This is a genomic window from Winogradskyella sp. ABM4_392 (assembly GCF_056160445.1).
The window spans coordinates 1,219,450-1,244,239 of the sequence record NZ_JBSWXE010000001.1; the positions used below are offsets into that span (position 1 = coordinate 1,219,450).

At 33.6% G+C, this 24,790-nt stretch carries 25 protein-coding genes; 8 read left to right on the forward strand and 17 right to left on the reverse strand.

Annotated features, from left to right (window positions below):
• The first annotated feature begins 2 nt into the window (after window positions 1-2).
• The 4 genes from ACXAFS_RS05390 to ACXAFS_RS05405 all read left to right on the forward strand — a co-directional run bounded on the left by ACXAFS_RS05390 (window position 3) and on the right by ACXAFS_RS05405 (window position 2,514).
• A complete protein-coding gene (locus ACXAFS_RS05390) occupies window positions 3-674 on the forward strand; it encodes an ABC transporter ATP-binding protein (RefSeq protein ID WP_475305777.1) in 672 nt (223 codons plus the stop codon).
• A 59-nt stretch (window positions 675-733) separates the two neighbouring features.
• Complete coding sequence (locus ACXAFS_RS05395; RefSeq protein ID WP_475305778.1) at window positions 734-1,495, forward strand: GNAT family N-acetyltransferase; 762 nt, start codon at window positions 734-736, stop codon at window positions 1,493-1,495.
• 138 nt (window positions 1,496-1,633) lie between these two features.
• Entirely contained in the window at window positions 1,634-2,134 is a 501-nt protein-coding gene (locus ACXAFS_RS05400; RefSeq protein WP_475305779.1) for a hypothetical protein, read from the forward strand.
• A gap of 11 nt (window positions 2,135-2,145) precedes the next feature.
• Window positions 2,146-2,514 carry a GerW family sporulation protein gene (locus ACXAFS_RS05405; protein WP_475305780.1) on the forward strand — a complete coding sequence of 123 codons (369 nt, stop codon included), beginning with the start codon at window positions 2,146-2,148 and terminating at the stop codon, window positions 2,512-2,514.
• An 85-nt stretch (window positions 2,515-2,599) separates the two neighbouring features.
• Here ACXAFS_RS05405 and ACXAFS_RS05410 read toward each other — a convergent pair whose 3' ends face one another.
• The 8 genes from ACXAFS_RS05410 to ACXAFS_RS05445 form a co-directional block, all read right to left on the reverse strand.
• Complete coding sequence (locus tag ACXAFS_RS05410) at window positions 2,600-3,088, reverse strand: hypothetical protein (protein WP_475305781.1); 489 nt, start codon at window positions 3,086-3,088, stop codon at window positions 2,600-2,602.
• A gap of 7 nt (window positions 3,089-3,095) precedes the next feature.
• On the reverse strand, window positions 3,096-4,094 hold the full coding sequence (locus ACXAFS_RS05415) for an MlaD family protein (protein ID WP_475305782.1): 999 nt from the start codon (window positions 4,092-4,094) through the stop codon (window positions 3,096-3,098).
• A 95-nt stretch (window positions 4,095-4,189) separates the two neighbouring features.
• Window positions 4,190-4,951 carry an ABC transporter ATP-binding protein gene (locus ACXAFS_RS05420; RefSeq protein ID WP_475305783.1) on the reverse strand — a complete coding sequence of 254 codons (762 nt, stop codon included), beginning with the start codon at window positions 4,949-4,951 and terminating at the stop codon, window positions 4,190-4,192.
• Window positions 4,948-5,730 carry an MlaE family ABC transporter permease gene (locus ACXAFS_RS05425; protein WP_475305784.1) on the reverse strand — a complete coding sequence of 261 codons (783 nt, stop codon included), beginning with the start codon at window positions 5,728-5,730 and terminating at the stop codon, window positions 4,948-4,950. Before ACXAFS_RS05425 ends, ACXAFS_RS05420 begins: the two co-directional genes overlap by 4 nt.
• 33 nt (window positions 5,731-5,763) lie before the next feature.
• The gene (locus tag ACXAFS_RS05430; protein ID WP_475305785.1) at window positions 5,764-6,756 is read right to left on the reverse strand and encodes a 2-hydroxyacid dehydrogenase; all 993 of its coding nucleotides are present in this window, start codon (window positions 6,754-6,756) and stop codon (window positions 5,764-5,766) included.
• 42 nt (window positions 6,757-6,798) lie between these two features.
• Window positions 6,799-7,632 carry a universal stress protein gene (locus ACXAFS_RS05435; RefSeq protein ID WP_475305786.1) on the reverse strand — a complete coding sequence of 278 codons (834 nt, stop codon included), beginning with the start codon at window positions 7,630-7,632 and terminating at the stop codon, window positions 6,799-6,801.
• Window positions 7,633-7,808: 176 nt separating this feature from the next.
• Window positions 7,809-7,991, reverse strand: coding sequence for a hypothetical protein (locus tag ACXAFS_RS05440; RefSeq protein ID WP_331810801.1), 183 nt, complete (start codon window positions 7,989-7,991; stop codon window positions 7,809-7,811).
• A gap of 36 nt (window positions 7,992-8,027) precedes the next feature.
• Window positions 8,028-8,567, reverse strand: a complete 540-nt coding sequence (locus ACXAFS_RS05445) for a hypothetical protein (protein ID WP_475305787.1) — start codon at window positions 8,565-8,567, stop codon at window positions 8,028-8,030.
• A gap of 100 nt (window positions 8,568-8,667) precedes the next feature.
• Here ACXAFS_RS05445 and ACXAFS_RS05450 point away from each other — a divergent pair, with 100 nt between their 5' ends.
• Entirely contained in the window at window positions 8,668-9,126 is a 459-nt protein-coding gene (locus ACXAFS_RS05450; protein ID WP_475305788.1) for an RNA methyltransferase, read from the forward strand.
• Here the strand turns inward: ACXAFS_RS05450 and ACXAFS_RS05455 are convergent.
• The 8 genes from ACXAFS_RS05455 to ACXAFS_RS05490 form a co-directional block, all read right to left on the reverse strand.
• Window positions 9,116-12,343, reverse strand: coding sequence for a CHAT domain-containing protein (locus tag ACXAFS_RS05455; protein ID WP_475305789.1), 3,228 nt, complete (start codon window positions 12,341-12,343; stop codon window positions 9,116-9,118). The genes ACXAFS_RS05450 and ACXAFS_RS05455 overlap by 11 nt on opposite strands.
• Window positions 12,344-12,346: 3 nt before the next feature.
• Entirely contained in the window at window positions 12,347-13,081 is a 735-nt protein-coding gene (locus tag ACXAFS_RS05460) for a tetratricopeptide repeat protein (RefSeq protein WP_475305790.1), read from the reverse strand.
• 5 nt (window positions 13,082-13,086) lie between these two features.
• Complete coding sequence (locus ACXAFS_RS05465) at window positions 13,087-13,662, reverse strand: RNA polymerase sigma factor (RefSeq protein WP_475305791.1); 576 nt, start codon at window positions 13,660-13,662, stop codon at window positions 13,087-13,089.
• 134 nt (window positions 13,663-13,796) lie between these two features.
• Window positions 13,797-14,510, reverse strand: coding sequence for a fibronectin type III domain-containing protein (locus tag ACXAFS_RS05470; RefSeq protein ID WP_475305792.1), 714 nt, complete (start codon window positions 14,508-14,510; stop codon window positions 13,797-13,799).
• Between the two features lie 62 nt (window positions 14,511-14,572).
• A complete protein-coding gene (locus tag ACXAFS_RS05475) occupies window positions 14,573-15,193 on the reverse strand; it encodes a hypothetical protein (RefSeq protein ID WP_475305793.1) in 621 nt (206 codons plus the stop codon).
• 11 nt (window positions 15,194-15,204) lie between these two features.
• Window positions 15,205-16,815: a hypothetical protein gene (locus tag ACXAFS_RS05480; RefSeq protein ID WP_475305794.1), complete on the reverse strand. Its 1,611-nt coding sequence runs from the start codon at window positions 16,813-16,815 to the stop codon at window positions 15,205-15,207.
• Between the two features lie 20 nt (window positions 16,816-16,835).
• Window positions 16,836-17,591: a hypothetical protein gene (locus tag ACXAFS_RS05485; RefSeq protein WP_475305795.1), complete on the reverse strand. Its 756-nt coding sequence runs from the start codon at window positions 17,589-17,591 to the stop codon at window positions 16,836-16,838.
• An 82-nt stretch (window positions 17,592-17,673) separates the two neighbouring features.
• Window positions 17,674-19,341 carry a formate--tetrahydrofolate ligase gene (locus tag ACXAFS_RS05490; RefSeq protein WP_475305796.1) on the reverse strand — a complete coding sequence of 556 codons (1,668 nt, stop codon included), beginning with the start codon at window positions 19,339-19,341 and terminating at the stop codon, window positions 17,674-17,676.
• Between the two features lie 142 nt (window positions 19,342-19,483).
• Here ACXAFS_RS05490 and era point away from each other — a divergent pair, with 142 nt between their 5' ends.
• Complete coding sequence (gene era, locus ACXAFS_RS05495) at window positions 19,484-20,365, forward strand: GTPase Era (RefSeq protein WP_475305797.1); 882 nt, start codon at window positions 19,484-19,486, stop codon at window positions 20,363-20,365.
• A 2-nt stretch (window positions 20,366-20,367) separates the two neighbouring features.
• Here era and ACXAFS_RS05500 read toward each other — a convergent pair whose 3' ends face one another.
• Window positions 20,368-20,889: a GTP-binding protein gene (locus ACXAFS_RS05500; RefSeq protein ID WP_475305798.1), complete on the reverse strand. Its 522-nt coding sequence runs from the start codon at window positions 20,887-20,889 to the stop codon at window positions 20,368-20,370.
• 143 nt (window positions 20,890-21,032) lie between these two features.
• Between ACXAFS_RS05500 and der the strand changes: the two genes are divergently transcribed.
• A complete protein-coding gene (gene der, locus ACXAFS_RS05505; protein WP_475305799.1) occupies window positions 21,033-22,337 on the forward strand; it encodes a ribosome biogenesis GTPase Der in 1,305 nt (434 codons plus the stop codon).
• Between the two features lie 75 nt (window positions 22,338-22,412).
• Window positions 22,413-24,785, forward strand: a complete 2,373-nt coding sequence (locus ACXAFS_RS05510; protein WP_475305800.1) for a T9SS type B sorting domain-containing protein — start codon at window positions 22,413-22,415, stop codon at window positions 24,783-24,785.
• The last annotated feature ends 5 nt before the right edge of the window (window positions 24,786-24,790 follow it).

Below are 24,790 nucleotides of genomic sequence, written 5' to 3' on the forward strand. Positions count from 1 at the left end.
ACATGAGTATTTTAAAAGCAAAACATATAGATAAGTATTTTAAAAAGCCAGTCCTCTTTCATGTTTTAAAGGATATAAATTTTAGTATAGAAAAAGGAGAGTTTGTGTCTATAATGGGAAAGTCTGGATGTGGTAAATCTACTCTACTTTATATTCTTTCTACTATGGATACAGATTACGAAGGTGAGTTATGGCTCAATAATGAGCTAATTTCAGGGCAAGACAGGGAGTACTTATCCTTTATTAGAAATAAGCATATTGGTTTTGTTTTTCAATTTCATTACCTGTTACCAGAATTTTCTGTTTTAGAAAATGTAATGCTTCCTGCTAAAAAACTTGCGGAAAAATCACTCAAGGAGATCGAACAAGATGCTATGGAAAAGTTAAGCATATTAAACATTGAGCACCTCGCCAAAAAAAGAGCATCTCGCATTTCTGGTGGAGAAAAACAGCGTGTTGCGATAGCTAGAGCTTTAATCAATAATCCTTCTATAATAATGGGAGATGAGCCAACAGGTAATCTAGATAGCCATAATGCAGAAAATGTATTCGAAATTTTCAAACAATTGAGCGAAACAAAAGAATTGTCTTTACTTGTTGTAACTCATGATGAGGATTTTGCAAATAAAACAGACCGAATTATACAAATGGGTGATGGTAGAATTTTGTCTTGAATAAGGCTGAAAGTTTATTAATGCTTTTAGATAGAAAACGAAAGTAAAATTATTAGGATATGGAATCTTTTAAAATCATAGATGTAACACCAAAAAATGTAAATAAGGAAACATTGTTCTGTATAAAGGATATTAAAAAACCAGGTTTTGAAAGTAAACGCAAATGGTTCGAAAAGCGTTATGATGAAGGTTTGCGGCTTAAGATTTTAAAAAATGAAGCTGATAAAATGATTGGTTTTATAGAGTTTGTGCCAGTGTCAAAAGCTTGGAGACCTGTTGATGGTGACAATTTCCTTTTTATCCACTGTATGTATGTGTACTCCAAAAAAGATAGAAATCTTGGTTTTGGGAAATTGCTCATTGATGAAGCAGAAAAAGTTGCGAAACAGCTCAATATGTATGGTGTTTGTGTAATGACAAGTAATGGCTCTTGGATTGCTAACAGAACCATATTTGAGAAGTATGATTTTATAGAAATAGATAACAGAGGACGTTTTGAGTTATTATCTAAAAAATGGGATGAGAGTGCAAATCATCCTAAGCTTATAGATTGGACCAAACACCAAAAACAATATCAAGGCTGGCATTTGGTTTATGCAGACCAATGTCCATGGCACGAAAAATCTGCGTTTGATCTTCTTAATACAGCTATGGATTTTGGTATTGATTTAAAGCTTAGCAAAATTGAAACAGTAGAGGAGGCAAAAAATGCACCTTCTGGTTTTGGTGTTTTCAATTTACTTCATAATGGTGAGCTTTTAGAAGACCATTATATCAGTGCGACACGTTTTAAAAATATCCTACGAAATGAGTTAGGATAAATTCATAAGAAACATTTCTTTATGAGATTGCTACATACAATTATTATCAAATGTTAAAGTGTAAAGATACGCTTCTAAGTTGATGAATATCATTGTGCTAGATCAATGATTTGCTTTCCTTTGGTTAAAACTTAAAACATGTTGTTAACCATTATCATACTACTGCTTTTATCATTAATTATATACCTATTGTTAATGCCAATGGTTTTGGTTGTAGACACAAATAATGAGCAATATTATGTTCAAATGAAAGGTGTCGCTAGGGCTGATGTGATTAAAGATGATAAAGAGATCTTTATAATAAAGCTTAGGTTTTTCTTTTTAAAATTTTATTTCCATCCATTAAAAGCCAAAAAAGAAAAGAAATCAGGAATAACAAAAGCAGTAAAGGTTGATAAAAAAACAAAGAAATTAAGTTTTAGAAGAATAGTAAGAATAATGAGATCCTTCAAAGTGAAGAAGTTTTACATGAACATAGATACAGGCGATTGTATTACAAACTCAAAATTGTATCCAGTATTTGCTTTTTTAAACTACCAGTTTGGTGGGTTTCATATTAATTACAAAGGTCAAAACGCATTAGTATTGGCTGTTGAGAATAGACCAATACGCATTATTAAATCATTTTTTAACATTTAAAACATCAAATTATGGAACTACATTTAGAAGAATTATTAGGACAAGTGACAGATTTTATGAAAACGGAAGCTAATGCAGATACTGTAATTGGTAAAGAGTTTCAACTAGGAGAATTTAAGTGTGTACCAGTAATAAAGGTAGGCATGGGATTTGGTTCTGGTGGAGGAGAAGGCACAGAGGCTAAAGGAAAAAAAGGTGAAGGTATGGGAGCTGGAGCAGGTGTAGGAATAGAGCCTTTAGGATTTTTAGTAACAAGAGAAAATGAAATATCTTTTATTGAAGCTGGTAAAGCTCATGGTCTTTCTGCTGCTTTTGAAAAAGTACCAGATTTAATTGAAAAATTAGCCAAAAACAGAACACTTGAAGCGGAAACTGCATAACTAGCTTAGCTTTTTAGTAAGCCTGAATATTGATTAATAAAAAGTCAATATTCAGGTTTTTTTTTAATATCTCATTACATCTTGCTTAATAACCTACTTTGTTTTTTGTGTTTGGTACTTCCCATTTAATCATTTCTTTTAAAAATTCATCTACTTTTTCAATAATGATTTTTTCTGTGATGTCTTTAGGATTATAGATCTCTAGCTCAACGCTACTGCTTTCTACTGGTATTTGTTCTATGTACGGAAATAGAATAAACGTGTGCACGTCTCCACTATAAGATTGAGAAAACACCAATGCACCACCTTGTATAAATTGATATGCAGGTATACGGTTAGTACAATCTATGAGTTCTTTTGGGAAAGAATCAAATGTGATATTTACAGCTTCGTTAGTGCCAATCCAATTCAATTCTTGTACTTTCCAACCAATATCGTAGGTGTTGCAAATGGTTTTCAATGTTTGGCTGATTAGATCTTTGGTCTTTGTTTGCCAAATAGTCTTTTTATCTACAACTGTTTTTATAGAAGTCTTATAATCATTGATGCGTTCTTCTAAATGTTCTATTTTCATCACTTAATTATTTATTGTCTGTACTCTTTTTTGCCTCCTTCTTTTCTTGTCGTTCTAACTTTCTAAAATAGCCACGTGTTAAGAAATTATGCTTTAAAGCCTCCATGTTTTCATTAAATTTTTCGGTTCCTTCATTAATGTTTTTAATAGTAGATTTTAGGTCATTAACCAATGCTGTATCTCTTACAATGTAGTTGTATGCACCTTCGCTAGAGTTTAAATCATTTACAACAGTATTGATGTTGTTTAAAATTGAATTGATTTCATTGCTGGAGGTTTCAAGATTATTTACAATACTTTTTAGCTGCTTTCCTGAAATTGAATCATTCAATACCATGCCCAAAACAGAATCATCGTTTGTTTTTAATGAGGAAATAATATCTGTTAACTCATTTATAGCTTTTGTAGCACCTCTACTTGCAGTTTTAAGATTGTAGACCGATTGTTTAAGGTCTTGTGCCATTATGGTATCGTTTAATAATAACCCAATAGTACCTTCACCTTCTAGCATCTCGGTTGTGATTTTTAGTAAATCAACAGTTAATAAAGCTGCGTTTTCTGAGCCAACACTCAAAGTACTAAGTATATCATCAGCACCAATTTTACTGAAGGATTCAATAATGTCACCATTTTCAATAATAGCTGCAGTACCTTTTCCTGGAACAATATTTACAATCATATTACCTACCAATCCATCCGAACCTATGGTAGCTATAGCATCTTTTTTAATGTGTTTTATAATTTTTTCATCAATACTCATATCTATTTTTATGGTAGAGTCATTTATCATGTTAATGGCTCTTACTGTGCCAATATCAATACCAGAATATCTAACATTGTTGCCATTCTGTAGACCATTTACATTCTGAAAATATGCACTAATGGTAAAGGTTTTCTTGAACATGTCTTTTCCTTGGCCAATCATATAAACAGCAACAACAAATAAGATGGTGCTGATAATAACAAATATGCCGAGCCTTGTTTTTTGTGATGCTGTTTTTTTCATCTGTTTCAAATTTTCTAGAACCTAAGATTCTGTAATTTATTATTGTCTTTAGCAGTATTGATTACCTGTCAAGCGCCTATTATAGGCTTTCATAGCTACTGTTTAAAAAATGCTTTAACTTTTGGGTCTTCTGATGCTGAAAGTTCTTTATAAGTTCCTTCTGCATAGTCTATGCCGTCGATCAGTAAAATCATCCTATCAGAAATAACTCTTGCACAATCCACATCGTGTGTTATAATGAGTGAAGAAGTGTTATATTTTTTCTGAATGCTTTGCATTAAGATAATGATTTCCTTTGCTGTAATAGGATCTAATCCGCTTGTTGGTTCGTCATATAGTATAATTTTTGGTTGAAGAATTAACGTTCTGGCTAATGCTACGCGTCGCTTCATACCACCAGATAATTCAGAAGGCATTAGGTCTATAGCGCTTGCCAAACCTACATTTTCTAATGCTTCAATAATCATACTTTCGGTATCTGTATCTTTTTTTAATTTTTTTGAATGACGTCGCAATGGGAATTCTAAATTTTCGCGAACGCTCATGGAATCATACAATGCACTACCTTGGAACAAGAACCCAATATCAGCTCTTAAAATATCAAGCGCTTCTCTGTCTAGCTTAGTAATATCATGTTTCATTACAGAGATTGTACCACTGTCAGCTTCCATAAGACCTACTAAACATTTTATCATTACCGACTTACCTGAGCCTGATTTTCCCATGATAACGAGATTTTCACCTTGGTGTAACTCAAGATTAAAACCATTCAGTACATGATTGTCACCAAAGCTTTTGTGTAGGTCTTTGATTTTTAGAACAATTTCTCTTTTTGATATGTCTGTGTTTTCATTCATAAGTCATAAAAAATATCAGCAACAAAAACAGCGATAAAGTCTATTATAAATAGTAATAGCGATGTAAACACAACTGCTGAGTTTGCGGCTTTTCCAACACCTGCAGTTCCTTTTGTACTATAATAGCCTTTATAGCAACCAACAATACCTATAGCTAAACCAAAAAAGAATGTTTTTATGGTCGCCGGAATAATATCACCAAACTCTAAAGAATTAAAAACCTGATTGAAGTAAAGCGTAAACGACACATTACCTTTTACATTTTCTACCAAAAACGAACCGAATAATGCCAAGGCATCACCAAAAATTACAAGTAGTGGTAGCATTAATGTTACTGCTAAAACTCTGGTAACAACTAAAAATTTAAAAGGATTAGTACCCGAAACTTCCATCGCATCAATCTGCTCAGTAACTCGCATAGAACCTAATTCTGCACCAATACCAGAGCCGATACGTCCAGCGCAAACCAATGCTGTTATTATTGGTCCGATTTCTCTAACGATAGATATACCAACCATAGATGGCATCCATGATACTGCGCCAAATTCCATTAATGTTGGTCTGGTTTGAAGCGTTAATACCAAGCCGATTATAAATCCTGTGATTCCTACTAAAAGCAGTGAGCGATTTCCCATATTATAACATTGACGAAGCAGTTCTTTAAACTCATAAGGCGGTTTAATAACTTCTTTAAAATATCTAATGGTAAAAAATGAGAGGTCTCCAATCTCTGTGAAAAAAGATTTTAATTGTTTGTTTATGGAAGTAGTTTGCTCCATAGTATACTAAGCTTAACGGTAATACAAAATGTACTATCCTGTTAATTCGTTGTCATTTACCTTGTCGCTTTCCCAACAATCTAAGTTGTAAATTGTAGTTTCTGCAATGTTGGTTAGGGCTTCATGAGTTAAAAATGCTTGGTGACCAGTAACCAATACATTAGGCATTGCTATTAACTTTATAAGTGCATCATCATCTGGTATATTATGAGATAAATCTTTAAAAAAGATACCTTTTTCGTTTTCGTAAACGTCCATACCATAGGCTGCAATTTTTTTATGGTCTAAAGCTTGTACAAGATCATCTGTATTAACAACAGCACCACGCGCAGTATTGATGAGGTACACACTTTCTTTCATTACATCAAACAAATCTTCATTAATCATGTGGTGTGTTTCGCTATTTAATGGCACATGAAGCGATATGATATCTGACTGTTCACATAAAGCATTAAGTGAAACATATTGCAAACCATATCGCTCTGTTAGTAGATGGTCTTCCTCAATGTCATTGCCTAATAATTTACATCCAAATCCGTGCATTATTTTCGCCATAACAGAACCAATACGACCAGTACCAACAATACCAACTGTTGTACCATTAAGATCAAAACCTGTAAGATGATTTAAATCAAAATTGAAGCGTTTAATATTGCTATTAGCTTCTATAAGTTTGCGGTTCAATGCTAATAGAAGCGTTACAGCATGTTCTGCAATAGCATTGGGTGAATATGCTGGCACATTAGCAACTTTTATACCTTCTCGTTTGGCAGCTTTTATGTTTACATTATCATACCCAACAGAGCGTAAGCATATGTATTTAACACCAAAACTTCTAAGCTTTTCTAAGGTTAAGAAACAGGCTTCGTCTGCTGAAAAAATAGAGACAGCATCATAACCTACAGCACTTATAGCTGTAGAAGATGACAATGCTTCATTGGTAAATGTTAGATAATGCCTTTTGTTGTTGGCGCGTTCTAAATAAGGTTTCTCAAAATCTCTGGTGCTGTAAACAAGAACTTTCATGACTTTAGTTTTACATCAGTTATAATATCTCAAACAACTTTGTTAAGCAGGTATCACCATAAATGGTGTCTGTAAGTGCATTGCAATTTTTGAAATTGTTGGTTTAAAGAACAGATTTTCAAAAAATGTATGTTTATTATTTATCATTACAAGCAGTTCAGATTTATGTTCTTGCTGATAATCATAGATAACATCTGCAATGTCTTTTTCTTCTAAAATGTCGTATGTGGTGTTGTAATCTGTAAATGTTTCTTTGATGAATTCTTTATGTATTCTTTGTAGAGATGTAAGTCCTAATATTGAAATATGCAGAACCTTTATATTGCTCTTGTGTAGTTTTAATATTTTTAGAATTGGTTGAAAATGTTTGTTTTTAAATGCAAGATTTAAATCTGAAGGGAACAATATATTCTCTAAGCCTACGAATTTATAATCATCTGGCACTGCAATAACTGGACAACAACGTTTGTTTATGACTTGTGTAGTATTGCTACCAAAAACCACTCTGTCTGAGTCTGTTTCACCCTTTGTTCCCATAACAATGAGATCTATATTGTTGTCAGATACTGTTTTAGAAATGCGGTCAGGTAAAAAACCTTTTACAACCTCTACTTCAAATTCTTGGTCCTTACCATGTTTTCGCATTAACGAAAGTGCAAATTCGTAAAGACGTTCTTTAGATTCTTCCTGAAGAATTTTATGTATATCCTTTCCTATGAGTCCTTTTTCTATTTGATATTCATATGAAAATATAACTGGAGGATAGCAGTGTAAAAAGTGAAATTTACAGTCTTCATTTTTATACAATTCTAAAGCATAGGTAATAGCATTTTCAGAATTTTGTGAAAAATCGGTAGGCAATAAGATAGATAACATAATCGAAGGGTTTTATGGTTCTTAGTATTTAAAGTTATGACTAAGATTTAAAATTTCCCATGATATTTGTCAGCTAAAAAATTAATAAACAATAGTTTAAGTCTGATTTTTTTGTGAAATAAAAATGATTGCTCAATAACGAGCAATCATTGATTGTTACTTTAATTATAATAAAGCTAAGCCGAATACGATTGCTTTACAACAGCATTAGAAGATCTAAATTGATATTCTGGACTGTGAAGCATTTTGTGATAAAGATGTTCGTTTACCTTAACTGGAATTTCGAGATTAGGGAATTTGATATGGTAAACATTTCCTTTTTGATTAACTAATCTAACTTCAATAGGTTGTTTCTTCATAATCTAATTGTTTTAAAAATTAAACCATAAAAATTATTACACCTGCTTTTTTTCGATTGTCTTAGTTTTCTTCTCTTTTGGTTCTGTGTTTTCTGGTGGGATAATATATCTGTTCTTGTTGTTAAAAAAGTTTTGTCGCATAGCTTCCATTTGTTTCATTATTTCGTTCATATTTTGGAAACCAGATGGTATACGATTAGAAAAGAAATCATCTTTAAAAAAGTCATCAGAAAAAAACTGTTTCATAATCGAATCGTGTTCTGAGAAACCGTTTAGATTAGGAGACTGTAGCATAGAAAAACGCTTTTGCATCATAGAGTGCATTTGATTAAAAATGCTATCACTTTCTACATTTTTTATATTCCCAGAAGAGGACCAGCTATAAATAGAATCGTAACGGATTATATTACCGTTTTCGTCTACTTCTTTATTTACTTTCCAATTACCTTTTGGCTTTTGAAGGCTGTCTTTTTGAATTTCTAAATCTGAAGAATTTTTATAAGAATTCTCAGTGTCTTGTGCATTACAACTTGTAGCTAAAATTGCTACAAATAAAAAGAGCATTACTTTTTTCATTTCTTACAATTTTAAATTAGACATCTGCCTCCCAAAAAGCAAAAAAAATGCCATTCCAATACGAACTTACATTTTGTCAGTATATCTTATTTTTGCAACTATGACAGACAATTTTGTAAACGAATTTTTTGGTATTGGCATACAAAATGGTAAAACACCAGAGAATCTTGGCGTACTATGGCGATCAGCACAGAACTTAGGTGCCAGTTTTATTTTTACCATTGGTAATCGGTATGCAAAGCAAGCGTGTGACACGCATAATGCCGTAAAATCAATGCCTTATTTTCATTATGATACTTTCGATGAGTTTTTTAATAATTTGCCTAAAGGTGCTAGGTTAGTTGGAGTAGAGTTAACAGATGACGCAGTAGATTTAGAGACGTTTCATCATCCAAGACGTTGTGTGTATCTTTTGGGTGCAGAAGACCATGGACTGTCTAAGCAAGCCATTGAAAAAAGTCATTTTTTGGTGAAATTTAAGTCTCAACTAAGCCTTAATGTATCTGTTGCTGGTAGTATTGTAATGTATGATAGAGGTATTGAAAAGCCTAGGTCTTAGAACTCCTGTTTCTCAACATAAAATAAAGAATAAGCGCAATAGCAATAATCGAAATTATCCCAGCCCACCAGTTATTGCTAACTTCTAAATTAATTGGTGCAGTGTCTCCTATTAGAACCAAACCAGCCCAATATTGTGGTGCGACAGTTCTGCCTTCTGCAGTAGAAATGTAATTAAGTTTTGCAGCTTTAAGCGCTTCATCTTTCTTCATGCCTTTTGAAATATTATCGTAAAAATATTCTAGAATTTTAGTGCTCGACTGTTCGTCAATTTTCCAAAGACTCGTTAAGATACTTTCACTACCAGCATAGTTAAAAGCGTGCGCTAAAGAGATCATGCCTTCACCAGGTTGGTAACTTGGTTTACCTGTTTCGCAGGCTGTTAAAATGGCAAGATTAGAAGCTAGATTCTGGTTGTAAATTTCATAAGTGTACAATGAGTTATTCTCGTCATCTGTGTTTTTTGCAAAGATTAATCTCGAAAATTCAGGAGAAATATTATCCGATTCTGCATGTGTCCCAATATGAATAATCTTGTGCTCCTTCGCATTCTCGGTAAAAATACTTTTTGAGGCTTTTTCGTTCAAAAAGGAATTACCGTTAAACAACCTAGAATAACTTTTGGCTAAATCTTTTGCAAATGGTTGAGGTAGAAGTTTTAAATAATTGTAATCTAGATCAACCGAATCCTTTATAGCAATTTTGTAGTTGGTTTTCATAGCCTCGTTAAACTCTGGTGCAAAACCAATAAAATTAGAGTCATAGCCAACAGGTTGGCTATTTTTGTCTATGAGGAATAGACTGTAATTATATGAAATAGTATGCTTAGCCAATAAACTATGAGTACTCAAATCTTTATAATTCTCACAAGTTTTTGAGGTCAGTAACTCAAAGCTTAGGTTAAAAAGTTCCTTGTCTGGTATTATTATAACAGATTCTGTTTTTATTTCATTTTCAATAGGTTTCCAGAGAATATTATATAATGCAAATTGAAGTTGAAAGGTAGGTTGAAGCGCTTCCGTATTATTATTGAGTTGTGAAATCAACGATTTAAGATGTTCTGACTTCAACTCAAACATATTGATAGTGGAAGAATTCACCACAAACGCAAAGAGCGCATCTTCAATAAACATATACCTTACAACAGTAGAAGATTCTGGAATGTTCTGTTTTAAATTATTTAATGATTGTGAAATTGAAGCATATTTTAGCTTATAGTATTTAGGATAATCTTCCCTTAATTCATCTAAAAAATTCAACCATTTCTTCTCATTATCAATATATGTATTTATAGATGAATTTTCTTCTAAAAAGCTATTAAGATTTTCTTTTAGATTCTTTTCTTTTTCTAAAATTTTACTCGGTAAATTGGCCGTTAATTCTGTTGATTTAGAGTTAAGTCTATTTCTTATTTTATGATAAATCATAGACTCATGGTAACCTAATAAATTTTCTAGGTATTTCTCATTTTTTGTAAGTTGATAAAGTTCTAAATTTAATGTCTTGGCAATTTTGAAAACATCTGCATTATCTTGTATTAAGATTGCTACAGCATTATCACCAGAGATAACAGATTTTTGGTTTTCTAATAGTTTTATAGCATTTTCAATTTCCGAAAGTTGTGCTTTTAAAAAAACTTCATTTTTAGTGGAATTCAATTTTAAGTTGGTCTTTACTTTGGTTAAAATAGCACTCACTTTATTGCTTTCTACCTTTAAGGTATTTAGCTTACTACTTTTAATAAAATCTTCAGAATTGATTAACTCTAAAGCTTTGTTACTGTACAGTAGAGCATTGTCATAATCTTTATTTTGGTAATAAATATCTGCTAAATTCAATACTTGGTAATATTCCAATAGCGTTTTTTCTCCTTGATTGGTTTTTATATATTCTAAGGCTTCATTAGCCATAGAAAGTGCTTTTTCTTTATTACCAATTTCAGAAAAGAAATTAGAAGCGTTTACTGTAAAATCTAAATATTGCTGGTCATAATAGTTACCCAGTGAAACCTTGTAGTAGTCTTCACTTTTTTCATAATAAGTTTTAGCTATATCTTCATTTTTAAGTTCTGAATGAATTATTGCTTTACTGTAGTATGCATCTGCCAACCAATAGTTGTAATCTCCATTATTATTTTCAAAATGCTCAATGCCTTCATTTAATAATTTTTCAGCTTTGTCAAAGTTTTTTAAAGTTGCTTCTACTTGACCTAATAGTACTTTTCCTTTAGCTATTTCTGGACTTTCAGGAGGAAAGTTTTTACTCTTTAACTGAAAGGCATAGCTAAGTAACTGTTTAGCTTTTTTGTAGTCTCCAATATCTTTATATAAACCAGCATAATTTTCTATGGCTTGAAATAAAAACTCTTGGGCATGAGTTCGTCTTACATCACTGACATCTTCCTTTAAAAAGGCGTTAAGATTATTCACTGTTGTGCGCATAGCATTGATAGAAGCATCTAAATCTCCTTTTATGCTAAAAATGCCTGCAATGTTATTGTTTAATGAAGCAGATCTGTAATATTTGTTCCATGGTGTCTGCTCTAGCGATTTTAATGTTTTGTCAGCTTTTTTGTAATAATATATGGCACTGTCAAATTTGGAGGCATACCACATCATACCACCTAATGAATTGTAAGAGATGTAATAACTGTCTGCTGATGAGGTAGAGTCGCTTTTTAATGAATTTAGTCCTTTTTTGTGATATTCTGTCGCAGTGGTTAAATCTCCTAATCGCGAATAAAACACACCTAAATTGCTTTCTATCAAAGCCAAATCTTTACCTGTGGCTTCAGGCATTGTCTTAGTGATTTCTAAAGCTTTGAGGTTATAATCTTTTGCGGTTTCTGAATCGCCAATTGATTGGTAAAAAGATCCTGTTTCTAATGCTAATTGCCTGAGTGCTTTTTTGTTGGTAGTTAATGCTTCAATTCTAGTTTCAAAATCTTCAATAACTTTTATTGCTGATTTTGTATTATTGAGTTTAGATTCAATCTGACCTAGATAGTAAACATAGTCCATAAGCTCATAAAATTGATTTGCATCAATGAGCGAATCCATCTGTTTTTTTGTGAATATTTCTGCGGCTTTATACTCATCATTTTTTAAAAACTCATCTAATGTTTTCAGATTGTTTTTATGAAGATTTTGAGAATGTAAGCCACCAAAAACACTCACTAATACCAAAAGTAGAAGCGTTATATGTTTACGTTTGTACATCTTTTAGTTCAGTTTTTTGAGTAGGTCTTTTGCCTTGGTAGAGTCAGACTTACTTAAGTATTCTATAGCTTTTACTTTATTGTTGTTTTTTAAATAAGCCAATCCTAAATAATAAAAAGCCTCACTTTTAAAGACTGAATTATCAGCATCTATAACTTCATGCAAATAAGGGATTGCTTTACGCTCTTTTTTATTTGCGAGTAAAGCAGAACCTACAAAATAGTTCAATGTGTCATTGTCAACTTTTGTTTTAAGCTGATTGGTCCATGTATTTAAAGCTTCGTTATAATGTCCTTGCTTGTAAGCAACCATTGCTTCGTAAAATTCATAGTTATTGGAGCTACTCATTGTTGTTGGTAAGCCAGGATCTGGTGAATAAAAATCAGCATACAATTGATTGTTAGAATTTCTATTTAAAAACCAAAAACTTCCTGCAGCAATGATTAAAGCAGCAGCAACTGCAATTTTCCTCCATTGTAAGGATTTTACTTTTGGATTAATTTGAATAGTGTCTTTTTCTTGAGTTGCTATGTCATCGTGAAATTCATTTAACTGTTCCTTTAATGCTTGTGTTTCAATACCTGTTAAAACGGTTTTGATATCTTCAACTTTTGCAGCGAATCCTTCTTCGTTTTCCAGTCGGTTTTCAAAAATTTGCAAGTCTCCCTTTGAAAGCGAATTGTTTAGATAGGCTTCAATACGTTCAAACTCTTCTTGCGTTATGTTATTTAAGTCCATTGCTATTAATTATTTAGGGCTATTTGTCTCAATTTTTGCATACAACGGTATTTTTTATTTCGTGTTGAAGCAGAATCTAATTGCATTTCTTCAGCAATCTCATTCATAGATTTCTTTTCGAAATAAAACTTACGAAGTAAGCTTTTGCAAGCATCACCTAAATTTTTAAAGGCATGCATTACATCTTCTAATCGTTTATCTTTTAAAATGTCATCATCCATACCATTATTTTCTTCATCTTTTATTTCAAAATACGACATTTGAGAAGCTACAATTGTTTTTTTAAAGCCTTGAGAGCGCAATACATCCATCCATTTATTCTTAGCTATGGTGTATAGATAACCGTTAATAGACGATTCGCTTTGTGGAATGAATTTATCTTGTTTTACATTTTGCCAAACTGCCAAAAAAGCTTCTTGATATATGTCTTTTGCATATTCTTTAGTGCCATTATTTTTTAAAACCAGAATTTCTATTTTCGGGTAGTTATTGGTGTATATGCGTTTTAGAGTAATCGTATCATTACGCTTTATGGCATCAACCACTTGTAGTGTATTGCTGGTTTTTAATGTTTCCCTCATGTTAATAGCTAATCATGAGAAAGATACGATTATTTCATTTCAACACAAATAGCTGTTAGGTCAAACAACAATTAAATCAGATAAAATAATTCTATCTGATTTAATACGTTATTAAATCTGTTTTAAAATCATTATCATTCACCAACAATTATGGTAACTCTAGCTGTAGCAACAACAGCTTCACAGTTGGCTATCGCATCATCTAAATAATTTAGCGAACCACTTCCAGTACTAGTATTTGCATGATAAACACCTGGAGTATATTCTGTAAGATGGCTAGAGCCAGAACCTACATTATTTCCAGTTGGCAAGTTGGATTCTGGTGTCCAAGAATATGTTCTTCCTACATTAGATGGTATAGGGTCTGGCGCATAATCTAAAATTTCTACATGATAGCTAATAGCATCCTGTACAGCTTCAATTTCAAAATAGTTAACAATGCCATAACCACCTGCGCCTTCCCACCATCTACACTCTATATCTACCTCATAAATTATTACTTCAGGTTCTGTTGTGAAAAAATATGATGCTTGTGATGTGCCACCATTACCATCTCTAGACTCAACATAACCTTCGTAAAGTGTTTCAGGTTCTAGGCCTGAAAAACTATAGGATAAAGTCGTTCCTCCGGATGCTATTTCTTGCCCTTCTAAAATTATAGCATAGGTAACATCGTCACCATCTGGATCTAGAGATTCGGTCCATTCTATCGTTGCACCATCAAATCTGGTTTCTATTGTATTTGCTGAGAAAATGCCAGGATCTGTGTTGTTTGGATCATCTCCATTATCAGAACATGCCATTAATAGAAATGCTACGAGAATAAATAGGTAATTGTGTTTTTTCATAATAATTGATTTTGAGATTTATTTTCTTTCTTTTTAATCGAAAAGTGCTAATAATGTCATCATTATTTCTTTTTAGAGATTGTGTTTTTACCAAACCAGGTACCTCCAATAACCAATAATAAAATACCAGACCATCGCATAAGGTTAAAATCAGTAGATGGTGCATCCATGTCAAATTCAAAAACAGATTTTCCATAAGCGTCCTTATCTACTTTGATGTTTTTGGCATCATTTGGAAGTTCAATTATGAAGGTTTGTTGTAGGCTTCCACCATATTCTACAGGACTACTTACTAACATATACTTGTTTTCTGTTAATTCAGTAAGTTGTGCATTTTTTTGATCAGTATCTACTATCCATTTTCCACGTTTGTTGATTTCACAAACTCCATAAGCATTAAGGCTAAGGTTAAAAGATCGATTCATATCGTCTTTGTCTAGTTTAAAATCATCCAGAAAATATGCTGGCATAGAGCGTTCTATATCCCGTTTTAATGCTGAAGGATTGTTACCGTAGTTACTATTCCAAACCTGCCATTGTTGGGCATTCATGGTCATGGAAACAGTTAGTTTGGCATTACCAATGGAGTCTATTCTCATTTCTATTTTTTGCTGAGATTGAGCATTACTGTTTGTACTGAAAAACAATATGCAAACTGTTATGATTTTTATTAAAGTCTTCATGATGATTAGGTTTATCGGATACTGTTATATACTTGATTAATTATTCCTGAATTTTGATTGTATAGGTAATCAGGTGCACCTACGGCCACAATTCTGATGCCTCCTTGTCGTCTAACGGCTTTACCAATCCAATTGAAATTTCCATTGGCAGAATAGGTTACTCCAGAGATGGAATTGCCATTGATTTGATATTGCATTTGCATACCAAAACTTGTTAAATATTGGTCGACGGTAGCCATGCCTTGTTGTGTGTTAGAAACCGGAATATCGTAAATCGTAACTGTTGTCATTTGGTCTGGTGCTACGACCTGTGCAGTAACAATTGGCATTTGCGGAACAGGATTCATCATAGTCTGCCATCCTGTTGGGATTGTGAAAGAAAGTGGATTGCCAGTGCGAATACGGTTATTTGGAACTCTAATTTCATTTCCGCCATTGTTAGGACTTACCTGTTGACCTCCAGACCAAGAAGCTACAATATCATCCACTTTTTTTCGCATAAAATCGTTATCTTTTAAATCCATGGAAGTGACACCTTGCGCATTAACATTATGAATATCTACAATGGTATATCTTGGGTCACCAGCTTGTGAGCGTTGAATGAATTCTTGCAACTGTTTTTGTCCTTGTTGGTAAGCTTCTTCGGCACTCATAATATTTCCTAATCCTTCGCCACCAATACCTGTGGCCTCAATGGCATAGTATTGTCCGTTCATTCTAAAACCAGGATAAGCATGACCAGGTACCATATAAATTATTGGGTCGATTCCTGCAGCTGAAAGAACACTGGCATATAAAACACTCAGCTCAATACAAAGACCTGTATTTCCTGTAATAACCTCACGTGGCAAACGAACTTGTTGTACTATACTTTGTACATCTTCTGTGGATTTTGGAATACCTTTAGTACCACTATAAACCATATGCGATTTTCTTGTGGCTTCATATATGCCACCTAAAAAACGCACTGCATCTTCTGGTTTACGACTTACAGAAGCGGCTTCGCCTTTTAATAATTTTTCCTGAAGGTTTTGTGTGTAATATTTTACAACAGGATCATTTGGTGTTACAAAGCAAGCGATAAGTGCATCGTTATCGTACATATCTGCCCAAGAGCTAATTTCTTCAGACTTTATGCCTGTGTACACATACTCATTTCGATTGGTAAGTTTAAAAGAGAAATCTTCCTCTATGATATCATCATCTTCAGCACCATCCCAAGAAATTTCTATTTCTGCTTTTTCTACAGATTCAGTAGTTTTCTCGGTTATTTCATTTTTAAATTTAGGGTAGCAAGGTACTACTAGGGTTTGCCCAGGAAACATCTCACCAGAAACTGTTAATTCTGTCCACTCGATGTGATTCGGAATCCTGTATTTAACCGTTACATCTTCTAAAGTTTCTGTAGAATTATTAGTGATTTTAGCTTTAAAGAGGTAGTATTTTCCATCCAGAGCTTCTGGGTTAGAATAGACTCTATGTGCAGCAGGCATTATAAAGGCTGATTTCTCAATGCTAATATCTATATCGTCGGCATTGCCTTTTTTTGATCCAAAAAAGCTAAAGGCTGTTAGTGCAAGGCCAATTAGGCATATTGTTAGTGGTATGGCTAGTTTTTTCATGATTTTATTGTTTTAAGTTTTTATTGTCTTTGTGGGTCGAATGGGAAATTATCTTGTGAGTCTGGTGTGCCGTCTAAATCAGAATCTCTCACACTATTATCTATAATAAGTAACTGCCAATGGATGGGAAGGAAAACATCCATTATTAAATTATCGTATTCATTAGCAGGTCCACTAGCAACAGTTACCGCTGCAAATGTAGAGCCCAAGGAAGGTTCAAAGTAAGAGTTAATAGAGATTACAGCTCTGATACCAGCAAAATCTAATACTCTTGAGCTGAGGCTTGCGATAAAGTTGCCTTGCGGTTGAGTGAAATTTTGAGTGCATGTAACATTTATTTCATCATTATAATTATAACGCTGACGAAGCAAAGCCACTTCAGAAGCTACAATATCTAAGATATTTACTTGGTTTAAAGAAGATAAACCAGGTACGTAGCGCCAAATGGTTAAACCGTCATTTCTTACAACATCAACACCAAGTCCAATTTGGGTTTCAAAACCAGAATAACCTTGGGGCATTGTAAATCCTAAAGCAGGGTATTGGCTATGAATAAACTGCTGTCCTGGATTTGTAATAGTTGGAATTTGGGATAACGGAATCGCTCTTCCGTGCGCATTGTCGTAATAAGCGGCTGTTGGACCAGAGATATTAGTGCAAAGGTCTGTTGTAAAGTTGGTTAGGTTATTACCATCATTGTTGTCGTTAGAGTCTGAGCTACAAGAGACTAAAAGAGAAAAAACGAAAAGTATTTTAAAAAAATTAAAGCGTTTCATAAGAAATGGTTTTTTGGTTCATTTCTTATTTATCGGCTCTATTTTAAAATGTCATCAAATTAAATTTCTTAAGATTAAAAATCTAAAACAATCCACTTATCTCACCACTATCACTAATGTCAATACCTTCAGATGCTGGGTGTGTTGGTAAGCCAGGCATACGCATTATTTCACCAGTAATAGGAATTAAAAAGCCAGCTCCAGATGCTATTTCTATTTCACGTACAGTAATTATAAAATCTTTTGGCCTGCCCAATAGCTTAGGGTTATCGGACAATGACTTTTGAGTTTTTGCAATACAAATTGGTAGCTTATCCAGTTTTAGTTCTTTAATACGTTTTAGTTGCCGCTTGGCACTTGTGTTGTAATCTACGTGTTCAGCACCATAAATTTTTTGAGCTATGGTTTCAATCTTTGTTTCAACATCCATGTCCCAATCATAAAGCGGTTTAAATTTTGCTTTACTTGCTTCTGCAACTTCAATAACATGTTCTGCAAGTTTTAATGCGCCTTTACCACCTTTAGCCCAAACATTGGCTACTGCAACTCTGATATTTTTAATTTTAGCTAAGTCTTTTATGAGTTGAATTTCTTCTTTAGTATCGGACTTAAATTTATTGATAGCGATTATAGGTGTAACTCCAAATCGCTGAATATTCTCAAGGTGCTTTTCTAAATTAGGAAGTCCTTGTCTTAGTGCTTCAACATTTGGTTTGTCTAAAGCTTTTAAATTTGCGCCACCATGGTATTTAAGTGCACGTATCGTTGTGGTTAACACTACTGCTTTTGGAGAGATGTTGGCACTTTGGCATTTAATATCAAAAAACTTCTCAGCTCCTAAATCAAATCCAAAACCAGCTTCGGTTACTGTATAATCAGAAAAAGTCATTCCCATTAAAGTTCCTATGACTGAGTTAGTGCCTTGGGCAATATTAGCAAACGGTCCACCATGGATTATTGCAGGATTGCCTTCTATTGTCTGCACCAAATTTGGTTTAATGGCATGTTGTAAAAGTGTAGCCATGGCACCAGCAACTTTCAAATCCTTAGCATAAATTGGTTTTTTTGAAAAGGTGTAGCCAATAAAAATGTTTCCGAGTCTCTTTTTAAGATCACTAAGACTTTTGGATATACACAGAATAGCCATTATTTCTGAGGCAGCAGTAATATCAAAGCCAGTTTCTCTTGGGATTCCAGAGGTTGTTCCACCAAGACCAACAATGATACGTCTTAGCGCTCTGTCGTTCATGTCTACAACACGTTTCCAAGTAATGGTTCTTGGGTCTAATCCTACGGAATTTGTTTTGCTTTGTATGTTGTTGTCTATAACAGCAGCTAGTAAATTATGTGCTTTTTCAATGGCAGAGAAATCTCCAGTAAAGTGTAAGTTAATATCCTCTAGAGGTAATACTTGCGAATAGCCTCCACCTGTTGCTCCACCTTTTATACCAAAAACAGGACCTAAAGAAGGTTCTCTTAAAACAACGGTTGTTTTTTTATTTAGTTGGTTTAGGGCTTCGGATAAGCCGATAGAAATGGTTGTTTTACCTTCTCCAGCAGGAGTAGGTGAGATGGCAGAAACTAGTATAAGATTACTTTTCTTAGCTTTATTCCTGTTAATGCAAGACAGTGGTATTTTAGCTTTATCCTTGCCATACATTTCAATACTATTTGGATCAACACCAAACTTCTCTGCTATTTCGGTTATGGGCTTTAGCTTTACTTTTTTGGCAATCTGAAGATCAGTCATGGTTTTTTAAGATGAATTCATACAAATTCAAATTTAGACCTTTGAAATCAGATAAATGGTGATTTTTGTCATGTGCGAAAATGTATTGGTCTATTGAGAACTTATAAACTTAAAGGTTGTAACTTTGCCAAAACTTTGATACATGCATAAAGCTGGTTTTGTAAATATTATTGGTAATCCAAATGTGGGTAAGTCGACCTTGATGAATGCCTTTGTTGGAGAAAAGCTATCCATTATAACATCAAAAGCACAAACCACAAGACATAGAATTCTTGGTATTGTAAATGGTGAAGACTTCCAAATGGTGTTAAGTGACACACCAGGAATCATAAAACCTGCTTATGAGCTGCAATCCTCAATGATGGATTTTGTAAAATCTGCTTTTGAAGATGCTGATGTTTTGATTTATATGGTTGAAATAGGAGAGAAGGAACTTAAGGATGAGGCTTTTTTTAAGAAGATTACCAACTCTAAAATTCCAGTATTATTACTACTGAATAAAATAGATAACTCAAACCAAGAGCAATTAGAAGAACAAGCAGAATTATGGCAAAGCAAAGTGCCAAATGCTGAGTTTTACCCAATTTCAGCATTAAATGGTTTTAATGTTAAGAACGTTTTTCAAAGAATTGTAGAGTTATTGCCTGAGTCTCCACCATTTTACCCAAAGGATCAATTAACTGATAAGCCAGAACGCTTTTTTGTTAATGAAGCGATTAGAGAAAAAATATTACTGCACTATAAAAAGGAAATCCCATATTCTGTAGAAGTTGATACCGAAGAGTTTTTTGAAGAGGAAAACATCATCAGAATCCGTTCTGTCATTATGGTAGAGCGCGATACACAAAAAGGGATTATTATAGGTCACAAGGGTTCTGCCTTAAAGCGTGTTGGAGTAGAAGCTAGAAAAGATTTAGAAAAGTTTTTTGGTAAACAAATTCACTTGGAATTATACGTTAAGGTGAACAAAAACTGGCGATCTAACCAAAAACAATTAAAACGTTTTGGGTATAACCAAAAGTAGTTTTAGGTAACTGCATGTATATCTTTACTTCTTAAAGTATCTCGCATAAAGTGATGTAATTGATGCATCTGCTCCATTCCGGCTTTTTTACCAAGTCTTCCACTAAAATAGAGTGCAAACCATACAACTACCATAAGTAAAGTGACAAAAAGTTGTAAGGCAAAACTACTTCCTAAAGACCAATTAACGTAAGCCCAAATTCCAAAGCCAATAAAGAAACCAGCAACAGCAAAATGAAAGAACATAAACATGGTCCAAACCGTTGGGTTGGGTCCGAATAAACCATAAATAGTACTTAGCTGTTTATTGTCGTAATCTTCATTAATTTCAAGGTGTAATTGTGGTGACCAAAAGTGCTGTTTGGCTTTAGGTATTTTTATAAATACATGGTCGTCTACACGAGTTACTATAAATTCAGATTGGTTTTTGCTTTCATTTTCAAACAAAGTGAGTAAGCTTTCATTGTCGTGATTGACATTGAATTTAAATCGTGGCCTTAAAATAATTTCGTTAGAAAGTTCCATTGTAATTTATATGAATTTCAATTTACATATTTTCTCAATGAAACTCAAAACTTAAATTCCAATAACATAAATCGTTAATCTAAAATTAAAGCCTACCTTTGCTACCGCTTACAGGATATGTAATGCAGATTAAATAAAAATTTATGGGAAATATTGTTGCAATAGTAGGAAGACCAAACGTTGGTAAATCAACTTTTTTTAATCGCTTAATTAAAAGGCGCGAAGCCATTGTTGATGCCGTAAGTGGTGTAACCAGAGACCGTCATTATGGTAAAACCGATTGGAACGGGAGAGAGTTTTCGCTTATAGATACTGGAGGATATGTTGTTGGTAGTGATGATATCTTTGAAGCCGAAATTGATAAGCAGGTAGAGCTGGCAATAGATGAAGCTGATGCTATTATTTTTATGGTCGATGTAGAAACTGGTGTTACTGGTATGGATGAGGATGTGGCTAAGCTATTACGAAAAGTAGAAAAACCCGTTTTTCTTGTTGTTAATAAAGTAGATAATAATAAACGTGCAGAAGATGCTGTTGAATTTTATTCGCTTGGTTTAGGTGAGTATTATACCATTGCAAGTATTAATGGTAGCGGAACAGGAGATCTTTTAGATGCTGTTGTAGAAGCTTTGCCAGAAAAGGAAGATGTTGAAGAAGAGGAGTTGCCAAGGTTTGCTGTTGTAGGTCGTCCTAATGCAGGTAAGTCATCATTTATAAATGCTTTAATAGGTGAAGATCGCTATATCGTCACAGATATTGCAGGTACAACAAGAGATTCTATAGATACCAAGTATAACCGTTTTGGATTTGAATTTAATTTGGTTGATACAGCTGGTATTCGTCGTAAATCTAAAGTAAAGGAAGATTTAGAGTTTTACTCTGTAATGCGAAGCATTAGAGCTATTGAACACTGTGATGTGTGTTTATTGGTTTTAGATGCAACGAGAGGATTTGACGGTCAGGTTCAGAACATTTTTTGGTTAGCTGAACGTAACAGAAAAGGAATCGTAATTTTAGTAAATAAATGGGACTTGGTTGAAAAAGATAATAAAACAGCCAAGGAATTTGAAAAACACATAAGAAAAGAAATAGCACCATTTACAGATGTGCCAATAGTGTTTATTTCTGTATTGAATAAACAACGTATTTTTAAGGCTATAGAAACTGCTGTTGAGGTTTATAAAAACCGAACTAAGCGCATTAAAACAAGTGTGCTAAATGAAACACTGTTGCCTATTATAGAAAACAATCCACCTCCAGCATATAAAGGTAAATATGTGAAGATAAAATACATAATGCAGTTACCAACTCCACAACCTCAGTTTGCATTTTTCTGTAATTTACCTCAATATGTAAAAGATCCTTACAGACGATTTTTAGAAAACCAACTAAGAGATCATTTTGATTTTACAGGTGTGCCAGTAAGTGTATACATGCGTAAAAAGTAGTATCTTTACTTTGCTATGATAAAGCTTGTGCAATACTGGTTTTTGTTGTTTTGCCTTGCTAACTGCTTTGTTGGCATGGCACAAAATCCTCCGCAGATTGATGTTGAAGGTGAACAACTATACTGTGGTGAAGCACCAATGCCTATAATTACAGATATTAGTATAAGCGGAGGAGAAGGAACTTTAGATGAGATTTTTGTTCAGATTGCTACAGGTTATAGTTTAGGGTCCGATCAGTTATTCTTAATTGGTGATCATCCTAATATTTCTTCATCTTGGTCAATTGCAACAGGTTTACTTACGTTAACAGGACCAGCAACTTATATTGAGTTTGAAAATGCTATTAGAGATGTTCGTTTTCAAACCACGGAAAGTAATTTTACGCAAGACAAGTTTTTTTCTATTAATCTTGGTGAAGCAAATTTTCTTCCTGCAACTGGGCATTACTACATTTATGTTTCGGATGTTGGGATAAGTTGGTCCGAAGCGTTAAATGAAGCTTCTGCACAAACTTATTTTGGTCTTCAAGGTTATTTAGCCACAATCACTACACCAGAGGAAGTGCAAATTACAGGCGAGCAAGCTCAAGGCACAGGTTGGATAGGTGGTTCTGATAGTAGTTCAGAGGGAGTTTGGAGATGGCAGTCTGGTCCTGAAGCTGGTGAGATTTTTTGGAATGGCGCTGTAAATGGAAGTTCGCCAGATGGTATGTTTGCATTTTGGAATACTGGCGAGCCTAACAATTTAGGCGATGAAGATTATGCTCATATTACAGATCCTGACATAGGCATATTAGGTTCTTGGAATGATTTACCTGTAACGGGTTCAACAGATCCAGACAGTCCGTATCATCCCCAAGGTTACATCGTTGAGTTTGGTGGAATGGAGGGAGATCCTAATATTAATGTTTCGGGTAGTTCAATTATAATAATGCCAAAAACCTCAATTACTACAAACACTATATGTGGCGAAGGACTAGCTCAAATCGGTATTACTACTAATGCAGATGAGGTGTTATGGTATGATTCGGTTTCGTCTTCAGAAGTAATTAATACAGGTCTTACTTTTGAAGAACATATAAATGCAAATACAACTTATTATATTTTGCCATTATTTGAAGGATGTACGGATGGTGTTAGAATACCAGTGACCGTGAACGTCTATCAGATACCAATAGCAAATGATATTACAATAATTCAATGCGATGATGAAGTCACAGATGGCTTGTCAAGTTTTAATCTCAGTACCTACACAGATGATATTGTTAGAAATGAGCAAGGTCAGGTAGTCCCTATTTGGGATATTACTTTTTTTCTAGATGAAGATTTAAATATTCCTATTAATAATATCAATTATACAAACACTTCAAACAACCAAGTGGTATATGCTATGGTTCTCGATCAGTTTTCAGGTTGTTATAATAGTTCTGAAGTTACATTACAAGTTAATTCTTCAGATGGTATTACTGCTAACATTGAAGTTTGCGATGATTTTATTGTAGATGGATTCAATTTTTTTGATTTAACAGAAGCGGATAGTCAGATTTTAGAAAGTTCACCGGTAAATGCATCAATAGGTTATTATGTAACTTATAATGATGCGCTATTAAAGGTTAATGAAATCATTAGCGATTATTTTAATGAAGAAGCATACAATCAAACCGTGTATGCTAGGGTAGATATAGATGATACCTGTTATGCTATAAACGAGGTGAATTTAACAGTTAAGGATGTACCAAATATCAATCAGTTCGAAGAGGTATATTATTGTTTAAATACTTATCCTGATACAATTACAATTCCGGGAGGAATACAAGACGACATCCCAAATAATTATGCTTACGATTGGTCAACAGGAGAAACTACCATAGATATCGAAGTTAATGAAATAGGAGATTATGAAGTACTAGTAACCAGACCTGCAGGATGTACCAATAGAAGAATAGTTAGAGTGCTTCCTTCTAGTACTGCTGCAATCGAAACCATTGAAATAACAGATGTTTCTGAGAATAATACAATTGTAGTTGTAGTATCTGGTGAAGGAGAATATGTATATGCTTTAGATGATGAAAATGGACCCTATCAAGAGTCTAATACTTTTGAAGATATAGTGGCAGGTATACATACAGTATATGTAAAAGACATAAAAGCAGATTGTGGTATAATTTCTGAAGATGTATCAGTATTAGGCTTTCCTAAGTTTTTTACACCTAATGGTGATACAATTAATGACACTTGGCAGATTAGTGGTTTTTCTTCTCAGTTTCCGGTTACTGCAACCATAAAAATTTTTAATAGATACGGCAAATTTATCACCATTTTAAATGCTTCCAATTCAAAATGGGATGGAAGTTATAACGGCAAACTACTACCATCTGATGATTATTGGTTTGAGGCTAGTTTAGCTGACGGAAGAACGTTTAAGGGACACTTTGCATTAAAGCGTTAACCGAA